Source organism: Salinispora sp. CH2A1_6 (assembly GCF_056820975.1).
The window spans coordinates 1,155,196-1,172,521 of the sequence record NZ_JBXEDG010000003.1 but is presented as its reverse complement, the minus strand read 5'-3'; the positions used below and the strand labels follow the sequence as shown (position 1 = coordinate 1,172,521).

Below are 17,326 nucleotides of genomic sequence, written 5' to 3'. Positions count from 1 at the left end.
GCAATTCGCTAAAGTGAATGGGATGCGGCACCGCTCCGATCCCCGCAGCCGGCCGGGCCGCAGCCCGGCCAACCGCCCTCAGCCCAGCCACGGCAGCCCGCCGTCCTCAGCCGGCCAGCGGCCGAGCGTCCGAACCCACCGGCGCCGGCAGCGAACCCCGCCCGTCCAGGTACGAATGGATGGCGGCGGCGGCGGCCCGGCCCTCGGCGATCGCCCACACGATCAACGACGCCCCCCGGTGCATGTCCCCGGCGACGAAGACGCCGTCCACGTCGGTCTGCCAATCCGAACGGGCCGCCACCGCGCCCCGCTCGTTGCGGGAAACCCCGAGCTGCTCAAGCAGCGGCTGCGGCTCGGTGCCGTCGAACCCGATCGCCAGCAGAACCAGGTCGGCCGGCAGCTCCCGCTCGGTACCCGGCACCGGGGTGACGATCCGCCGGCCAGCACTCTTCTCCACCCTCACCTCGGCGATCCGGACCGCCCGCACCGCCCCGCTGCCGTCGTCCATGAACTCCTGCACGGCGACCGCGAAGACCCGCTCCCCGCCCTCCTCGTGCGCCGGGTACTCCCGCAGGATCCACGGCCAGGTCGGCCACGGATCCCGTGCCTCGTCCCGCTCCCGGGACGGCTGCGGGTAGAGATCCAGCTGGTACACCGCGGCGGCACCCTGCCGGTGGGCGACGCCGAGGCAGTCCGCGCCGGTGTCCCCGCCACCGATGATCACAACGTTCCGACCAGCCGCATCGATCGGCGTGCCGTCCGGCAGCACCGCGGCGGCCGGCGGCGTGTCCCCCGCGGCGGCGACCACCCGGTTGGCCGCGACCAGGTGCCCCATCGCCTGGTGCACCCCGCGCAACGAACGCCCGGGGGTTGCCGGGGTGTCCCGGCTGGCCAGGGCACCGCAGGCGAGCAGCACCGCGTCGTGCTCGGCCCGCAGCTGCTCGGCGGTCACGTCGACACCGACCTCCACCCCGGCCCGGAAGCGCACCCCCTCGGCGGCGAGCTGCGCCAGCCGCCGATCGATGTGGTGCTTCTCCAGCTTGAAGTCCGGGATGCCGTACCGCAGCAGGCCGCCGAGGGCGTCGTCCCGCTCGTACACGGTGACCGCGTGCCCGGCCCGGGCCAACTGCTGCGCGGCGGCGAGCCCGGCGGGCCCGGAGCCGACCACCGCCACCGACCGGCCACTGGCGGGCGGCACCGACCAGGGCCGCAGCCCGCCGCGGGCCACGGCGGCGTCGGCGATCTCCACCTCGACCTGTTTGATCGTGACCGGCTGCTGGCCGCCGAGGCCGAGTACGCAGGCCGCCTCGCAGGGCGCCGGGCAGAGCCGACCGGTGAACTCCGGAAAGTTGTTGGTGGCGTGCAGCGTCTCCACCGCGGCGTCCCAGCCACCGGTGCGGACCAGGTCATTCCAGTCCGGGATGCGATTGCCCAGCGGGCAGCCGTCGTGGCAGAACGGGATGCCGCAGTCCATGCAGCGGGTGGCCTGCTCCCGGATCAGCTCCTCACCTGCCGGTGCGTAGACCTCCCGCCAGTCCATGATCCGCACCGGCACGGGCCGGCGGGCGGGAAGCTGCCGGTCGTACCGCAGGAAACCAAACGAATCAGGCACGAGCTACCTCCTGGACGGCCACCCGCGCGACGGGCGACACCGGCGTGGACGGTGCGGACGACGCGGGCTGCGCTGCCGGCGCCGCCAGGGCGCTCATCACCGCATCGTCCACGTCGTAGCCGGCGGCCTCGGCGGCCCGCATGATCTCCCGCACTCGGCGATAGTCCCGGGGCACCACGGCGGTGAACTCCGCCACCGCCTCCGACCAACGCTTGAGCAAGTCCTCGGCGACCGCGGAGTCGGTCTCGGTGTAGTGCCGCTGGACCAGGTCGTAGAGGGTTGCCTGCTCCTGCTCGCTCAGGGGTGTCAGGTCCACCAACTCCGTGTTGACCCGCCGACGATCCAGCCGCCACACGAACGCGGTCCCGCCGGACATCCCGGCCGCGAAGTTCCGCCCCGTCGGCCCCAACACCACGACCGTACCGCCGGTCATGTACTCGCAGCCGTGGTCACCGACGCCCTCAACGACGGCAGCCGCCCCGGAGTTCCGTACCGCGAACCGCTCCCCCGCCCGACCACGGAGGAAGACCTCACCTGCGGTGGCACCGTAGAGGATCGTGTTGCCGGCGATGATCTGGTCCTCCGCCCGCCGGCCCGGCATGGCCTCCGCGTTGACGAAGGGCGCGGCCCGGTCCGGACGGAGCACCAGCCGCCCACCGGAGAGCCCCTTGCCGACGTAGTCGTTGGCGTCGCCGTGCAGGCGCAGGGTGACGCCGGACGGCAGGAACGCACCGAACGACTGCCCGACGGTGCCGCGCAGGTCGAACTCGATCGTGTCGGTGGGCAAGCCGGCCCCGCCGTGGCGACGGACCACCTCGCCACCGAGCATCGCACCGACGCTGCGGTGCTCGTTACGCACCGACACCTGCGTCCGCACCCGGGTGCCGGAGCGCAGCGCCGGCTCGGCGAGCGCGATCAGCTCGTTGTCCAACGCCGCCCCGAGACCGTGGTCCTGGGCACGGACACCCCGCCGCGCGGTCTCCTCGGGTAGCTCCGGCAGGCGCAGGACAGGGCTCAGGTCGACCCCGGCCGCCTTCCAGTGATCAACTGCGGGCGCGACATCGAGCAGTTCGGTCCGGCCGATCGCCTCGTCGATCGAGCGCAGCCCCAGCTCGGCGAGGTACCCCCGAACCTCCTCGGCGAGGAAGAGGAAGAAGTTCTCCACGAACTCCGGCCGGCCGGTGAACCGCTCGCGCAGCACCGGGTTCTGGGTGGCGATGCCGACCGGGCAGGTGTCCAGATGACAGACGCGCATCATCACGCAGCCCTCGACGATCAGCGGGGCGGTGGCGAAGCCGAACTCCTCCGCCCCGAGCAGGGCCGCGACCAGCACGTCCCGACCGGTCTTGAGCTGGCCGTCCACCTGCACGGTGACCCGGTCCCGAAGCTTGTTGAGCAGCAGGGTCTGCTGCGCCTCGGCCAGGCCCAGCTCCCACGGTGTTCCCGCGTGCTTGAGCGAGTTCAGCGGGGACGCACCGGTGCCGCCGTCGTGCCCGGAGATGAGGATGACGTCGGCCTTCAGCTTCGCCACACCCGCCGCCACCGTGCCCACCCCGACCTCACTGACCAGCTTGACGTGCACCCGCGCCGCCGGGTTGACGCACTTGAGGTCGTGCACGAGCTGGGCCAGGTCCTCGATGGAGTAGATGTCGTGGTGTGGTGGCGGAGAGATCAGGCCGACCCCCGGGGTGGCGTGGCGAGTCCGGGCGATCCACGGCCAGACCTTGTTGCCGGGAAGTTGGCCGCCCTCGCCGGGCTTGGCGCCCTGCGCCATCTTGATCTGCAGATCATCGGCGTTCACCAGGTACTCGGTGGTGACCCCGAACCGACCGCTGGCGATCTGCTTGACCGCGGAGCGGCGGGTCGGATCGTGTAGTCGCTCGACGTCTTCACCGCCCTCTCCGGTGTTGGACTTGCCGCCGAGCCGATTCATCGCGATCGCGAGGGTTTCGTGCGCCTCCACCGAGATCGACCCGTAGGACATGGCGCCGGTGGCGAAACGTCGAACGATCTCGGTGGCCGGCTCGACCTCCTCGATCGGCACCGGCGGGCGCACTCCGGTACGGAGCGTGAACCGCCCTCGCAGCGCGCCCCCCTGGGCGGCCAGCGCGTCAACCTTCGAGGTGTACGCCCGGAACACGTCGTACTGGCGACTGCGGGTGGCGTGCTGGAGCAGGAAGACGGTCTCCGGGTTGAACAGGTGCAGCTCACCCTCACGCCGCCACTGATACTCGCCGCCGGCATCCAGCCGATCGGTCGTCGCCGTCCCCGGCTCCGGCCAGGCGAAGGCGTGTCGAGCGGCGACCTCACCGTGGATCCCGTCCAGGTCAATCCCGCCGATCTTGCTGGGAGTGCCCCGGAAATACCGCTCGATCAGCTGGCTGTCCAGCCCAACCGCCTCGAAGACCTGGGCACCGCAGTACGACGACACGGTCGAGATGCCCATCTTCGACATGATCTTCAAAACGCCCTTGCCGAGCGCCTTGACGTAGTTGCGAACCGCGGTGCCCGGCTCGACGCCGGCCAGCGCCCCCGTCGAGATCATGTCTTCCACCGACTCGAACGCCAGGTACGGGTTGACCGCCGCCGCGCCGTACCCAACCAGCACGGCCGCGTGGTGCACCTCCCGGCAGTCGCCGGACTCCACGATCAGCGCCACCTGGGTCCGGGTCTGTTCCCGCACCAGATGCTGGTGCACCGCCGCGGTGAGCAGCAACGACGGGATCGGGGCGAGGTTGGCGTTGGAGTCCCGGTCGGAGAGGACGAGGATGCGTACGCCGTCCTCGATGGCCTCGGAGACGTGCCGACAGATCTCGGTCAGCCGCGCCCGGATGCCCGCGCCGCCCTCCCGGATCCGGTACAGGCCGGAGACCCGGACCGCCTTGAATCCGGGGAGGTCCCCGTCCTCGTCGATGGAGAGAATCTTCGCCAGCTCGTCGTTGTCGATCACCGGATAGGGGAGCACGAGCTGCCGGCAACTCGCCGGCCCCGGCTCGAGCAGGTTGCCCTCCGGCCCGATCGTGGTCTGCAGACTGGTCACCAACTCCTCCCGGATGGCGTCCAGCGGCGGGTTCGTGACCTGGGCGAAGAGCTGATGGAAGTAGTCGTAGAGCAGCCGGGGCCGGGTGGACAGCGGAGAGATCGGGGTATCCGTTCCCATCGACCCGATCGGCTCGGCCCCGACCCGCGCCATCGGCGCGAGGAGAATCTTCAGCTCCTCGTCGGTGTAACCGAACGCCTGTTGCCGGCGACGAACCGAGTCGTGGGTGTAGACGATGTGCTCCCGGGCCGGCAGGTCGGTCAGCTCGATGAGGCCGGCGTGGAGCCACTCCTCGTACGGCTGGGCCGCCGCCAGCTCGGCCTTGATCTCGTCGTCGTGCACGATCCGGCCGCCCACGGTGTCCACCAGGAACATCCGGCCGGGCTGCAGGCGCCCCTTGGCGACCACGGTGGCCGGGTCCAGGTCCAGCACGCCCGCCTCGCTGCCGAGCACCACCAGCCCGTCGGAGGTCTGCCACCAACGGCCGGGACGGAGGCCGTTGCGGTCCAGCACCGCCCCGACGATCTCGCCGTCGGTGAACGCCACCGACGCCGGCCCGTCCCAGGGCTCCATCAGGCTGGCGTGGAACCGGTAGAAGGCCCGCTGGTCAGCGGGCATGTCCGGGTCGTTCTCCCAGGCCTCCGGAATCATCATCAACACCGCGTTCGGCAGGCTTCGCCCCGCCAGGTGCAGCAGCTCCAGGACCTCGTCGAAGTTGGCCGAGTCGGACGCCCCCGGCGTACAGACCGGAAAAATCCGACGAATGTTGCCGGGCAGCGCCGCACCGGCTCCACCCGCGAGCATCGATTCTCTCGCCTGCATCCAGTTGCGGTTGCCCCGGATCGTGTTGATCTCGCCGTTGTGGGCGATAAACCGGAACGGGTGCGCCAGGGGCCAGGACGGGAACGTGTTCGTGGAGAAGCGGGAGTGCACCAGCGCGATGGCACTGCGCATCCGCTCGTCGGTCAACTCCGGGTAGAACTCCGGCAGCTGGTCCGGGGTGAGCATGCCCTTCCAGACCATCGTGCGGCCGGAGAGCGACGGGAAGTACGCCGGCACACCGCGCTCCGCCGATTCCCGCTCGGCCTGCTTGCGGACACAGTACGCCACCCGCTCCAGCTCGATGCCGGTCAACCGGGAACCGGCCGGGCCCGACGCCGAGTCGGTGAGCCGGTGCGCGGTGACGAAGAGCTGCCGGACCCGGGGCATCGCCGCGAGCGCCGTCGCGCCCAGGCCCGCCGGATCCACCGGCACGTCCCGCCACCCGAGCAGGTCGGCGCCCTCGACCAACGCGTACTTCTCCACCACCCGGCGGGCCCGCAGCTCGGCCTCGTCGTCGTCGGGCAGGAAGACCAGGCCGGTCGCGTACTCACCGATCGGGGGCAGCGGGAAGTCCACCACCGCGCGCAGCAGCGCGTCCGGCACCTGAATCAGGATGCCGGCGCCGTCGCCGGTGTTCGGCTCCGCGCCCCGGGCACCCCGGTGGTCCAGCCGACGCAGCGCGGCGAGCCCATTCGCCACCACCTCGTGCGACCGCCGGCCGCGCAGGTCCGCCACGAACGCCACCCCGCACGCGTCTCGTTCGTACGCGGGGTCGTAGAGCCCGGCGGTGGACCCGCTCGGGCCGGAGTGCGGGACCTGCTGCGGGATGCGGTGCGGGTACGGAACGGCCACCCGGGCCTCCTGTCGTCACTCAGGCTGAAACTTGGTCGGGACGACGTCGGCCCTCAAGGGTCATATGAGTCTACGTTAGGGGGGGCCACCCAAGGCCAGTGCAGATTGATCACACCTTCCAGAGTGTGAGAAATATACTCGCCCGTACCACACCCTCGGCCGACTCTCGCCGGACGGCATCCGGACCTGGTCAGGACGGGGGATGCCACTGGTCAGCGGTGGTGCCGGCGCGCCCCAGCAGCCGGGGGGTGAGGGCACCGAGGACAGCGTCGCGGGCGCGCAGCGCGAGCCGACCACGGGCCTGGAGCACCGCCGACATCCGTCGGGTCTGCCGAACCGTCGCCGCCACCCGGGGCCGTCGGGTCCGGTCGTAGGCGGCGACCGCGTCCGGCAGCCGGGACTCACGGAGCAGCGTGGCCAGGGTGGCGGCGTCCTCGAAGGCGAGGCAGGCCCCCTGCCCCAGGTGCGGGGGCATGCCGTGCGCTGCGTCACCGAGCAGCACCGCCCCGCCCGGACCGGTGGGGAAGCCGTACGTGCGGGGCAGCGGGCGCAGTTCACGGATCTCGCGCTGGACCAGGTCGGCCGGGTCGGTGGCGTCGAGCAGCTCGGCGACGGGTGCGGCCCAGCCGACGTACCAGCGACGCAGCAGGGCGAGCTGGGTCTCCGGCGACTCCGGCCGAGGCGCACCGGCGGCGGTGGCCACCCAGTAGATCCCGCCGCGGCGGGAGGCCCCGGACGAGCCCCGTTCGCCCAGCGACACGTAGATGAAGCGGTATCCGGCACCGAGTATCTCCCCGGCCGGCGGCAGATCGGCGGAGAGTTGGGGCGCCCGGTACCACGGGATCACCGCCCGCCACGCGGCCGAGCCACAACTGACCACCGCCGCCTCCGGTGCGAGTTGCGCACGAGCCACGCTGTCGAGGCCATCGGCGGCGACCACCAGGTCTGCCTCGTAGGTGTGCCGGCCGTCACCGACCGACGGACGGGCGCCCGGCTCCGCGCGAACCGCACGGAGGGTCACGCCGGTCCGCACCTCAACGCCCTCGCCCAGCCCGGCGATAAGCGCGTCGTGCAGGTCCTCCTGGTGCACCACCACCGGGCTTCGGTCCGCCGGGACCGGGCGGGGCCGCACCAGCTGGTGTCCGTCGGGTCGGCGCACCCCGCTGCTCGACAACGGGGTGGCGATCGCGTCGAGCCCGGCCCCGAGGCCGAGGGCGTGCAGTGCGCGCACCCCGTTGGGCCAGAGCACCACCGCGGTGGGTTCCGGACGGATCCGGTCGGCGCGCTCGACCAGCGTGACCTGCCAGCCGGAGCGCGCCAACGCGCCCGCGACCGCAAGGCCACCGACACCGGCGCCGACCACGACCGCGCTACGCATGCGGCCCTCCCCGCTCAGCTGTCGCGCTGGTCGGCAGAGCGGGCGGAATCCGCCGGCCGGTCGGTGGGCGGGTCGTCACCGGAGTGCCCAGGCTCCGGTGACGACGGCGCCTCGCCCGTCTCCCGCCAGTCCTGGAACTGTTCCTCGCTGACCACCTGGTAGCCCTCCGGCGCCGCCGGCCGGGCACCCGCCGCACGAGCGGAGAGGTCGACCTGCGACACGTCGGACTCGGGGGCGGACGCCGGCACCTCGCGGATCGGGATCAGGTACTCGCGCGGTCCACGCACCCGCAGGAAGTAGATCAACGCGGCGAGGAAGACCACCGCCGCGGTCCAGACGTTCAGCCGTAGGCCGAGAATCGTGTTCGCCTCGTCGGTGCGGATCATCTCGATCCAGAACCGGCCGGCCGTGTAGCCCAGCACGTAGAGCGCGAAGGCCCGGCCGCGGCCCAGCTTCAGCCGCCGGTCGAGGAGGAAGACGAGGGCGGCCACACCCAGGTTCCACAACGCCTCATAGGCGAAGGTCGGATGGTAGAGACCCGCCTCGAGGATGGGTGTCCCGGCGTCGTCGCGCAGGGCCTGGCCCGTCTCCGGGTCCATCCGGTGGATCTCCAGGCCCCAGGGCAGGGTGGTACGCCCGCCGTAGAGCTCGTTGTTGAACCAGTTGCCCAGCCGCCCAATCGCCTGGGCCAGCGGCAGTCCCGGGGCGAGGGCGTCCGCCACCACCGCGAGCGGAATACCGAGCTGCCGGGCGGCATACCACGCACCGAGCGCGCCACCGGCCACGGCACCCCAGATACCGAGACCTCCCTCCCAGATGGCGAAGGCCTTGAGCGGATCGCCACCGGTGCCGAAGTATTTCTCCGGTGAGGAGATCACGTGGTAGATCCGGGCGCCGATGATGCCGGCCGGCACCGCCCACACGGCGATGTCGAGCACCGCCCCCGGCGCCACCCCGCGCTGGCGCAGCCGTCGCTCGGTGACCCAGCAGGCCACCACGATGCCGAGGAGGATGCAAAGCGCGTACGCACGGATCGGCACCGGGCCCAGCTGCCACACCGCGGTGGTCGGACTGGGCAGGGCCGCCAAAGGGGTCTGCGAGGCGAGGGTCACGAGTGCACAGGCTACCGCCGTTCGGCCCTACCGTGGCACCCCGGCCCGCGCGGCCGGTGGCGCTCCTCTCCGAAATGCCGGGCCGGTGACCGCGGGGCGGGCGTCAGGAGGCCGGCTTCCGGACGCCGGCGGCGAGTTCGGCGCTCAGCTCCCGCAGGGCGGTCAGACCCGCCGGCAGACTCGCGGCATCGAGCATGCAGCGGATGAGGGCACTGCCGACGATGACCCCGTCGGCGAATCCGGCCGCCGCACCGGCCTGCTCCCCGGTGCCGATCCCGAGGCCAACGCCGACCGGCAGGTCCGTGACCGCCCGGACCCGGGACACCAGCACCGGAGCGGCCGCCGAAGCCTGCTCACGGGCCCCGGTGACGCCCATGAGCGCGGTCGCGTACACGAATCCCCGGCAGTGCTCGACGGTCATCCGCAGCCGAGCGTCAGTGGAGGAGGGCGAGACGAGGAAGGTCCGGTCCAGCCCGTACGCGTCGGAGGCGGCCAGCCACTCCTGCGCCTCGTCGGGAATCAGGTCGGGCGTGATCAGCCCGGTACCGCCCGCTGCGGCGAGGTCCCGGGCGAAGGCGTCAACGCCGTACTGCTCGATCGGGTTCCAGTAGGTCATCGTCACCACGGGCGCACCGGTGGCGGCGACCGCGTCAACGATGCGCAGCGTGTCGGCGACCCGGACCCCACCGGCCAGGGCGATGTCACTGGCCCGTTGGATCACCGGACCGTCCATCACCGGGTCGGAGTACGGAATCTCCACCTCGATGACGTCCACGCCCGCTTCGACCATGGCGGTCATCGCGGCGATGCTGCCCTCGACGGTCGGGAAACCGGCGGGCATACAGCCGACCAGGACGGCCCGGCCCTCGGCCCGGGCCCGGTCGAACGCAACCCCGATGCGACTCACGTTGTCACTCCTTGTCGAGGACGCCGAAGTACTCCCCGGCGGTGTGCACGTCCTTGTCACCACGGCCGGAGAGATTAACCACCACGACCGGCTCCCGACCCAGCTCGGCGGCGAGCTCCGGGGCGATCGCGACCGTGCCGGCCAGCGCGTGGGAGCTCTCGATCGCGGGAATGATGCCCTCGGTACGGCAGAGCAGCTCGAAGGCGGCCATCGCGTCGGCGTCGGTCACCGGCCGGTAGGTCGCCCGGCCGGTGTCGTGCAGCCAGGCGTGCTCGGGCCCGACCCCCGGGTAGTCCAACCCGGCCGAGATCGAGTGCGACTCGATGGTCTGACCATCGGCGTCCTGAAGCACGTAGGTCCGGGTCCCGTGCAGCACGCCCGAGGAGCCCCCGGTAATGCTGGCCGCGTGCCGGCCGGTCACCGGCCCGTCCCCGCCGGCTTCGAAGCCGTACAGGCGCACACTCGGGTCGTCGACGAAGGCGTGGAAGACACCGAGCGCGTTGGAGCCGCCGCCGACGCAGGCGGTGACCGCGTCGGGCAGCGCACCGACCAGGTCGAGGCACTGCTGGCGGGCCTCCTCTCCGATGCCCCGGACGAAGTCGCGGACCAGGGCGGGGAAGGGGTGTGGGCCGGCCGCCGTACCGATCAGGTAGTGGGTGTTGTCGACGTTGGCGACCCAGTCCCGCATCGCCTCGTTCATCGCATCCTTGAGGGTGCGTGACCCGGTGGTGACCGGCACCACGGTGGCGCCCAGCATCCGCATGCGCGCCACGTTCAGCGCCTGCCGTTGGGTGTCCACCTCACCCATGTAGACCACACACTCGAGGTCGAACAGGGCGGCAGCGGTGGCGGTGGCCACCCCGTGCTGACCGGCCCCGGTCTCGGCGATGACGCGCCGCTTGCCCATCCGCTTCGTCAGCAGCGCCTGGCCGAGCACGTTGCGCACCTTGTGCGCCCCGGTGTGGTTGAGGTCCTCCCGCTTCAACAGCACCTGGGCGCCGATCCTGGCGGAGAGCCGCCGGGCGGGGTAGAGCAACGAGGGGGCGCCGGCGTAGTCGCGAAGCAGGGCGGCGAACTCGGTCTGGAACGACTCGTCCCCCATCGCGGTGCGCCAGGCGCCGTCGAGCTCATCCAACGCGGCCACCAGGGCCTCGGGGACAAACCGGCCGCCGAACCGGCCAAAGTGACCGGCAGCGTCCGGGTATCGGCCGGTCGCGGCGGGCGTGTCGACGCTCATCGCGGCTCCCTTCGTTCTATTCGCCCAGTGCGTTCAGCGCACCGGACGGGGTGTCGCCGGGTGGTTACCAGCGTTGACCAACTCGGCCACCGCCTCACGGGGGCTCTTCTGGGTAACCAGGCCCTCGCCGACCAGGACCGCGTCGGCACCGGACGACGCGTACCGGATGAGGTCGTGGGGCCCGCGCACTCCCGATTCAGCGATCTTGACAACGCTGCTGGGCAGGCCGGGCGCGATCCGCTCGAAGACCGAACGATCAATCTCCAGTGTACGCAGGTCGCGCGCGTTGACGCCGATCACCTGGGCCCCGGCCTCCAAGGCCCGGTCCGCCTCCTCCTCGTCGTGCACCTCGACCAAGGCGGTCATGCCCAGCGACTCGATCCGCTCCAGCAGGCCAACCAGCACCTTCTGCTCCAACGCCGCCACGATCAGCAGCACCAGATCGGCGCCGTGCGCCCGCGCCTCATGCACCTGGTAGCTGGAGACCACGAAGTCCTTCCGCAGCACCGGAACATCGACCGCGGCCCGGACGGCGGCGAGGTCATCCAGCGAACCACCGAACCAGCGCCCCTCGGTGAGCACGCTGATCGCCCGGGCCCCACCGGCGGCGTAGTCGCTGGCGAGGTCGGACGGGTCGGCGATCTCCGCCAGCCGCCCCTTGGACGGCGAGGAGCGCTTCACCTCGGCAACCACCGCCACGCCGGGCCGACGCAGGGCCGCGTACGCATCCAGCGGCGGCGGAGCGGCAGCAGCCAGCTCTCGAATGCGGTCCAGCGGGACCTGCTCCTGCCGCCGAGCCACATCCTCACGTACTCCGGCCAGAATCTCGTCCAGCACGCTGGGCTTCGCCGAACCGGCGTCGCTTCCTTCCGCGTGCGCATGCTCCGCAGTCACCAACGCTCCCCTCTCCGGGCGTCCTGGGCCGATGCTAGGCGGCGTACCCGATGCAGGCCGCCGGGGGTATGGCGCTCCTCACGAATTGGCTTGCGGCATAATGCCCAACTTCCAGTGAAGGTGAGCTCACACACAGCCATCACCTCCGAGTCGCCGATCGAGGCCGATGATCATCGACCGCGGCCATCCTGGGTATTGATGTGATGCTATCCGGCAGGCCGGGCACCCCGGGGCGGGGCTGTGAGCAAGCTCAAGGCCAATGGACTCTTCCCAGGTCAGGGCCACGGAAGCAGAGTTGACGCGGCGGACACCCCGACGAAACGTGAGTCGACGAGCATCTCCCTCGGGCAAACTCGACTCGGCATCCGCCCGCGCCACCCAACGATCTCCGGGATTGATCATGAGCACTGAGAGCATCGACCTCACCACCATCTCCCGTACGGTCGCCTCGCTCGCCGTCGGCGTGGTGCACACGCTCGAACGCGCCGTGGTCGGCGAGGCGCAGATGCGCACCGCACGGGGCAACGCGTGGGAGGCCGTCTGCGCCGACCGGGCCCGCGCCGACCAGCGGGCCGAGTTGGACCGGATCGTCGCCGAACTCACCGCGAACCGCGATCCGCGGCCGATGCGCTGAGTCGGCGGCCCGCGTCAGTCGTCCGTCGGATCGGCACCCCGATCCAACGCGTCCCAGGCGTCCCTGTTGCCCCGGCCCGGCACCGGGCCGGGCACCGCCCCCGCCGGCCGCTCGTATCGCGCGCCCATCACCGACCACCGCTCCCCCCGGGCCGCGGTCAGCATGCCGGCGGCGGCGGCGCATCCGCCGCCGATCAGGCAGAGCAGCGGCCACTGCCGACTGACCGCGCCGTTGAGCCCCGCGAGCAGGCCATATCCGCCACCGGCCGCCACCGCCACCGCAAGCCCGGTCAGCACGCCGCCCAGCAGCCGACGGACCCGCCCCCGGGTGGCCAGCACCGCACCCCATCCGGCGAGGGTGACCAGGGCCAGTGCGGGCAGCCAGGGAAGTAGCTGCGCACCGGTGCGGGCAACGCGAACCGGCGGCAACGGGGCGGGGCGGGGCGCCAGCTCGACCACCCAGGGCCGGGTCACCGCCCACATCGAAAGGCCCGCTCCGGCTACCCCGAGGAGCACGGCGTAGACCAGTTCCCGGTGGCCGGCCTGGGGCCGCCCCGGGCCGGCCTCGCCCCGGGCACGCCCCGGACCGGACTCGCCCCGGTCACTCACCGGGCCGCACGCAGCGTCTCGGCCGCGGCGATGGCGGCCAGCACGGCGGCAGCCTTGTTCCGCGTCTCCTGCTCCTCGGCGGCCGGATCCGAATCCGCCACCACGCCCGCGCCGGCCTGCACGTGGGCGCGCCCGCCGTGGATCAGTGCGGTCCGGATCGCGATCGCCATGTCGAGGTCACCGCCGAAGCCGAAGTAGCCCACGGTGCCGCCGTAGAGCCCACGCCGTACCGGCTCCAACTCCTCGATCAACTCCATCGCCCGCACCTTGGGGGCACCGGAGAGGGTGCCCGCCGGGAAGGTCGCGACGAGCGCGTCAAAGGCGGTGCGGTCCGCGGCAAGCGCGCCGACCACCGTGGAGACGATGTGCATGACATGGCTGTACCGCTCGATCGTGGCGAACTCGGGCACCTCGACCGAGCCAGGTCGGCAGACCCGCCCCAGGTCGTTGCGGCCCAGGTCCACCAGCATCACGTGCTCCGAGCGCTCCTTGGGGTCGGCGAGCAGTTCGGCGGCGAGTTGGGCGTCGGCCTCCGGCGAGCTACCGCGCGGCCGGGTGCCGGCGATCGGATGCAGCAGGGCACGCCGCTCCCCGTCCACCTCGGTGGTCACCTTCAGGTGCGCCTCGGGAGAGGAACCGACGATGTCGAAGCCGTCGAAGCGCAGCAGGTACATGTACGGGCTGGGGTTGGTGGTCCGCAGCACCCGGTACACGTCGAGCGGGTCGGCGTCGGTCGCCCGTTCGAAACGCTGCGACAGCACGATCTGGAAGCACTCACCGGTCCGGATCGCCTCCTTGGCCGCCACCACCGCCTTCTGGTAGCCGCCCTCGGGCGTACGGCAGTGCACGTCCCCGACGGGTGCGGCGCCAACGGTGGAGGCCATCGGAGGAATCGGCCGGGACAGCGCGGCGGTCATCGCGTCCAGCCGCCCGACCGCGTGGTGGTACGCGGCGGTGGCCGCCGCCGCCCGATCCGGCGCCTCCGGCGGCGGGAGGATGGCGTTGGCCACCAGGAGCGCCGAGCCATCATAGTGGTCGAGCACCACCAGATCAGTGGCGAGCATCATTCCCAGCGCGGGCAGGCCGAGGTCGTCCTCGGTGCGCTCGGGCAGCCGCTCGAAGTGCCGGACCAGGTCGTACCCGAGGTAGCCGACCATGCCGCCGGTCAGCGGTGGCAGCCCGGCCGTGTCGTCGGGAGGTGGCCCCGCGAGGGCGGCGACGGTGTCTCGAAGCACCGCAACCGGGTCCCCGGTGGTGGGTAGCCCCGGCGGGGGCTGACCTGTCCACACCGCCACGCCGGCGCGTTCGGTCAGCGTGGCCGCGCTGCGAACCCCGACGAAGGAGTACCGGGACCAGGTCATGCCGGTTGAACCCACGCCCTGCTCGGCAGATTCGAGGAGGAAGGTACCCGGACCGCCGCCCAGCTTGCGGTAGACGCCGACCGGCGTCTCCGCATCGGCGAGCAGCCGCCGGGTGACCGGCACGACCCGCCTCCCGGCGGCCTGCTCGGCGAAGGTCGTCGCGTCCGGACGGACGGTGCCGTCGGTCATGAGCGGGCCTGCCGTTCGCCGGACCCGCCGGTGACCGGCAGGTCGTTGTGGAAGCAGCTTCGCCGGCCGGTGTGACACGCCGGGCCGACCTGATCGACATCGACCAGCAGGGCGTCCCCGTCACAGTCGAGGGCGACAGCGCGGACGTACTGGTGATGTCCGGAGGTCGCGCCCTTGACCCAGTACTCACCGCGGCTGCGGGACCAGTAGGTGGCCCGGCCGGTGGTCAGCGTCCGATGTAGCGCCTCGTCATCCATCCAGGCGAGCATCAGCACCTCGGCGGAGCCGTACTGGCGGACCACCGCGGCGAGGAGCCCGTCCGACGTTCGGCGCAGTCGCGCGGCGATGGTCGGGTCCAGGTGGGACGGCCGGGCCGGACCGCCACTCGGGTCCGAGCCGGGCAGGGCGCCGGGCGACGGCGCGTCAGGTACGGGCATAGTCACCCATTCTCCGATACCCGACGGGCGGCGGGTAGGGGACCCGTGTGCCTTGCTCACCCCACAGAATTCAACTACTGTTGAGTTTAATATTTGATCTTTACCGGGAGGTGGGCAATGCAGGACGCCATCGCCCTTCGCGACCTGGTTGTCGACCGGAGCGGGCGACGGGTGCTGTCCGGCATCAACGCCACCGTGCCGTGCGGGACGGTGACCGGCCTGCTCGGGCCGAGCGGCAGCGGAAAGACCACGCTCCTGCGGGCACTGGTCGGGGTGCAGGTCGTCACCGCTGGCACGGTCACCGTCCTGGGCCACCCGGCCGGCGCCCCACCGCTACGCCGCCGGATCGGCTACCTGACCCAGGCGCCGAGCGTCTATGCGGACCTGACCGTCCGGGAGAACGCCCGCTACTTCGCCGCCCTGCAGGGGCGCGACTCCGTCCAGGCCGACCGGGCCGTGACCGACGTCGGCCTGCGGGCAGCCGCCGGCCAGTTGGTCGCCACCCTCTCCGGTGGCCAACGCAGCCGCGCCTCGCTGGCCTGCGCGCTGGTCGGCGACCCCGAGTTGCTCGTGCTCGACGAACCGACCGTCGGTCAGGATCCGGTGCTACGAGCGGAGCTCTGGGCCCGGTTTCACGCGATGGCCGCCGCCGGCACCACCCTGCTCATCTCCAGCCACGTGATGGACGAGGCCGCCCGCTGTGACCGACTCCTACTGATCCGCGAGGGGCGGCTGATCGCGAACGACACTCCAGCGGCAGTACGCGCGGCGACCGGCGTGGACGACCTGGAGGAGGCGTTCCTCCGAATGATCCAGGCAGGCGAGGCCGGCACGGCCGGGCAGGAGGCGTCGTGAGTCCCCGGATCCTCGCCGCCACCACCGGCCGCATCCTGCGCCAACTGCGCCATGACCGGCGCACGGTCGCGCTGCTCGTGGTCGTACCCGCGGCACTCCTCACGGTGGTCTACTACATGTACGTCGACCAGCCGACACCACCGGGCCAGCCGGCGCCGTTCGATCGGATCGCACTGGTGCTGCTGGGGTTCTTCCCCTTCATCATCATGTTCCTGGTGACCAGCATCGCCATGCTGCGTGAACGCACCAGCGGCACGCTGGAACGGCTACTGACCACCCCGTTGGGCAAACTCGACCTGCTCTTCGGGTACGGCATCGCGTTCGGCCTGGCCGCCGTGGTCCAGGCGGCGGTCGCCGCCGCCGTGGCCTACTGGCTGTTCGATCTCGACACCGCCGGTAGCAGCGGGCTGGTCATCCTGATCGCGGCGGTCAACGCTGTGCTCGCCGTCGCGCTCGGGCTCCTCTGCAGCGCCTTCGCCCGGACCGAGTTCCAGGCCGTACAGTTCATGCCGGTCGTGGTCGCCCCGCAGCTGCTGCTCTGCGGGCTCTTCGTCCCCCGCGACGAGATGGCCGGCTGGCTCCAGGCGGTCAGCGACGTCCTGCCCCTGTCGTACTCGGTCGAGGCGTTGCAGGAAGTGGGCTCAAGCGCCGAACCCACCGCAACGATGTGGCGCGACCTCGCGATCGTGGGCGGCGCCGCGGTGCTGGCGCTGGTACTCGCCGCCGCCACCCTGCGCCGACGCAGCGGCTGACCCCGCGACGGCAACGAACGAAGGGCGACGATGGTACGGCGGATCGGACGGCGACCCGGCAACCCGAACACCGGGGCGACGATCCTGGCGGCTGCCCGGACCACCTTCGCCGAGCGGGGGTTCGACAACGCCTCCATCCGTGCCATCGCCGCCGCCGCCGGTGTGGACCCCGCGCTGGTGCACCACTACTTCGGCAGCAAGGACAAGCTCTTCCTCGCCGCGATGAACGCCCCGGCCGACCCGGCCGAGGTGGTGCCGACGGTACTCGCCGGGGACCCCGACCAGATCGGGGAACGGCTGGTCCGCGCCTTTCTCGGCATCTGGGACTCCCCCGCCGGCACCCCCGCGGTGGCGCTGCTGCGCTCGGCGGTCAGCAACGAGTGGACCGCTCGGCTGCTGCGCGAGTTCCTCACCACACAGGTGCTGCGCCCGGTCCTCGACCACCTCGACGTGGCTCCGGCGCAGGCACCGCTCCGCGGGGCGCTGGTGGCCAGCCAACTCTTCGGCCTGGCGATGGCACGCCACGTGCTCCGGCTCGAGCCCATCGCCAGCGCTGCCCCCGAAACACTCATCGGCTCCGTCGGCCCCACCATGCAGCGCTATCTCACCGCCCCGCTGGAGGGCTAGCCACCCCCT

General features: G+C 71.8%; 14 protein-coding genes. 4 read left to right on the top strand and 10 right to left on the bottom strand.

Annotated elements, in window-relative coordinates:
- Positions 1-106: 106 nt before the first annotated feature.
- From AC1UKG_RS10400 to trpC, 7 genes are all read right to left on the bottom strand, one after another.
- The gene (locus tag AC1UKG_RS10400) at positions 107-1,612 is read right to left on the bottom strand and encodes a glutamate synthase subunit beta (protein WP_482642687.1); all 1,506 of its coding nucleotides are present in this window, start codon (positions 1,610-1,612) and stop codon (positions 107-109) included.
- On the bottom strand, positions 1,605-6,326 hold the full coding sequence (gene gltB, locus AC1UKG_RS10395) for a glutamate synthase large subunit (RefSeq protein WP_018742779.1): 4,722 nt from the start codon (positions 6,324-6,326) through the stop codon (positions 1,605-1,607). The genes AC1UKG_RS10400 and gltB overlap by 8 nt, the downstream gene beginning before the upstream one ends.
- Before the next feature lie 190 nt (positions 6,327-6,516).
- Entirely contained in the window at positions 6,517-7,704 is a 1,188-nt protein-coding gene (locus tag AC1UKG_RS10390; RefSeq protein WP_482642686.1) for an FAD-dependent oxidoreductase, read from the bottom strand.
- A 14-nt stretch (positions 7,705-7,718) separates the two neighbouring features.
- The gene (lgt, locus tag AC1UKG_RS10385) at positions 7,719-8,816 is read right to left on the bottom strand and encodes a prolipoprotein diacylglyceryl transferase (RefSeq protein ID WP_018742781.1); all 1,098 of its coding nucleotides are present in this window, start codon (positions 8,814-8,816) and stop codon (positions 7,719-7,721) included.
- 103 nt (positions 8,817-8,919) lie between these two features.
- Entirely contained in the window at positions 8,920-9,723 is an 804-nt protein-coding gene (gene trpA / locus AC1UKG_RS10380; RefSeq protein ID WP_018742782.1) for a tryptophan synthase subunit alpha, read from the bottom strand.
- 4 nt (positions 9,724-9,727) lie between these two features.
- Positions 9,728-10,960: a tryptophan synthase subunit beta gene (trpB, locus tag AC1UKG_RS10375; RefSeq protein WP_018813678.1), complete on the bottom strand. Its 1,233-nt coding sequence runs from the start codon at positions 10,958-10,960 to the stop codon at positions 9,728-9,730.
- A 33-nt stretch (positions 10,961-10,993) separates the two neighbouring features.
- Complete coding sequence (gene trpC / locus AC1UKG_RS10370) at positions 10,994-11,797, bottom strand: indole-3-glycerol phosphate synthase TrpC (protein WP_482642748.1); 804 nt, start codon at positions 11,795-11,797, stop codon at positions 10,994-10,996.
- 457 nt (positions 11,798-12,254) lie between these two features.
- On the opposite strand from trpC, the gene AC1UKG_RS10365 reads away from it, so the two are divergent.
- Positions 12,255-12,488: a hypothetical protein gene (locus AC1UKG_RS10365; protein WP_018742785.1), complete on the top strand. Its 234-nt coding sequence runs from the start codon at positions 12,255-12,257 to the stop codon at positions 12,486-12,488.
- A gap of 14 nt (positions 12,489-12,502) precedes the next feature.
- Here AC1UKG_RS10365 and AC1UKG_RS10360 read toward each other — a convergent pair whose 3' ends face one another.
- The 3 genes from AC1UKG_RS10360 to hisI are packed head-to-tail and all read right to left on the bottom strand — an operon-like array spanning position 12,503 to position 15,083.
- Complete coding sequence (locus AC1UKG_RS10360; protein WP_482642685.1) at positions 12,503-13,096, bottom strand: Trp biosynthesis-associated membrane protein; 594 nt, start codon at positions 13,094-13,096, stop codon at positions 12,503-12,505.
- A complete protein-coding gene (locus AC1UKG_RS10355; RefSeq protein WP_018742787.1) occupies positions 13,093-14,646 on the bottom strand; it encodes an anthranilate synthase component I in 1,554 nt (517 codons plus the stop codon). The genes AC1UKG_RS10360 and AC1UKG_RS10355 overlap by 4 nt, the downstream gene beginning before the upstream one ends.
- Entirely contained in the window at positions 14,643-15,083 is a 441-nt protein-coding gene (gene hisI, locus AC1UKG_RS10350) for a phosphoribosyl-AMP cyclohydrolase (RefSeq protein ID WP_018730776.1), read from the bottom strand. The genes AC1UKG_RS10355 and hisI overlap by 4 nt, the downstream gene beginning before the upstream one ends.
- A gap of 117 nt (positions 15,084-15,200) precedes the next feature.
- Between hisI and AC1UKG_RS10345 the strand changes: the two genes are divergently transcribed.
- Genes AC1UKG_RS10345 through AC1UKG_RS10335 form a run of 3 tightly spaced genes read left to right on the top strand, consistent with a single transcriptional unit; the run spans position 15,201 to position 17,317 of the window.
- Positions 15,201-15,938, top strand: a complete 738-nt coding sequence (locus AC1UKG_RS10345; protein WP_018813681.1) for an ABC transporter ATP-binding protein — start codon at positions 15,201-15,203, stop codon at positions 15,936-15,938.
- Positions 15,935-16,690: an ABC transporter permease gene (locus AC1UKG_RS10340; protein WP_018742789.1), complete on the top strand. Its 756-nt coding sequence runs from the start codon at positions 15,935-15,937 to the stop codon at positions 16,688-16,690. The genes AC1UKG_RS10345 and AC1UKG_RS10340 overlap by 4 nt, the downstream gene beginning before the upstream one ends.
- A gap of 30 nt (positions 16,691-16,720) precedes the next feature.
- A complete protein-coding gene (locus tag AC1UKG_RS10335; RefSeq protein ID WP_018742790.1) occupies positions 16,721-17,317 on the top strand; it encodes a TetR/AcrR family transcriptional regulator in 597 nt (198 codons plus the stop codon).
- Positions 17,318-17,326 lie beyond the last annotated feature (9 nt).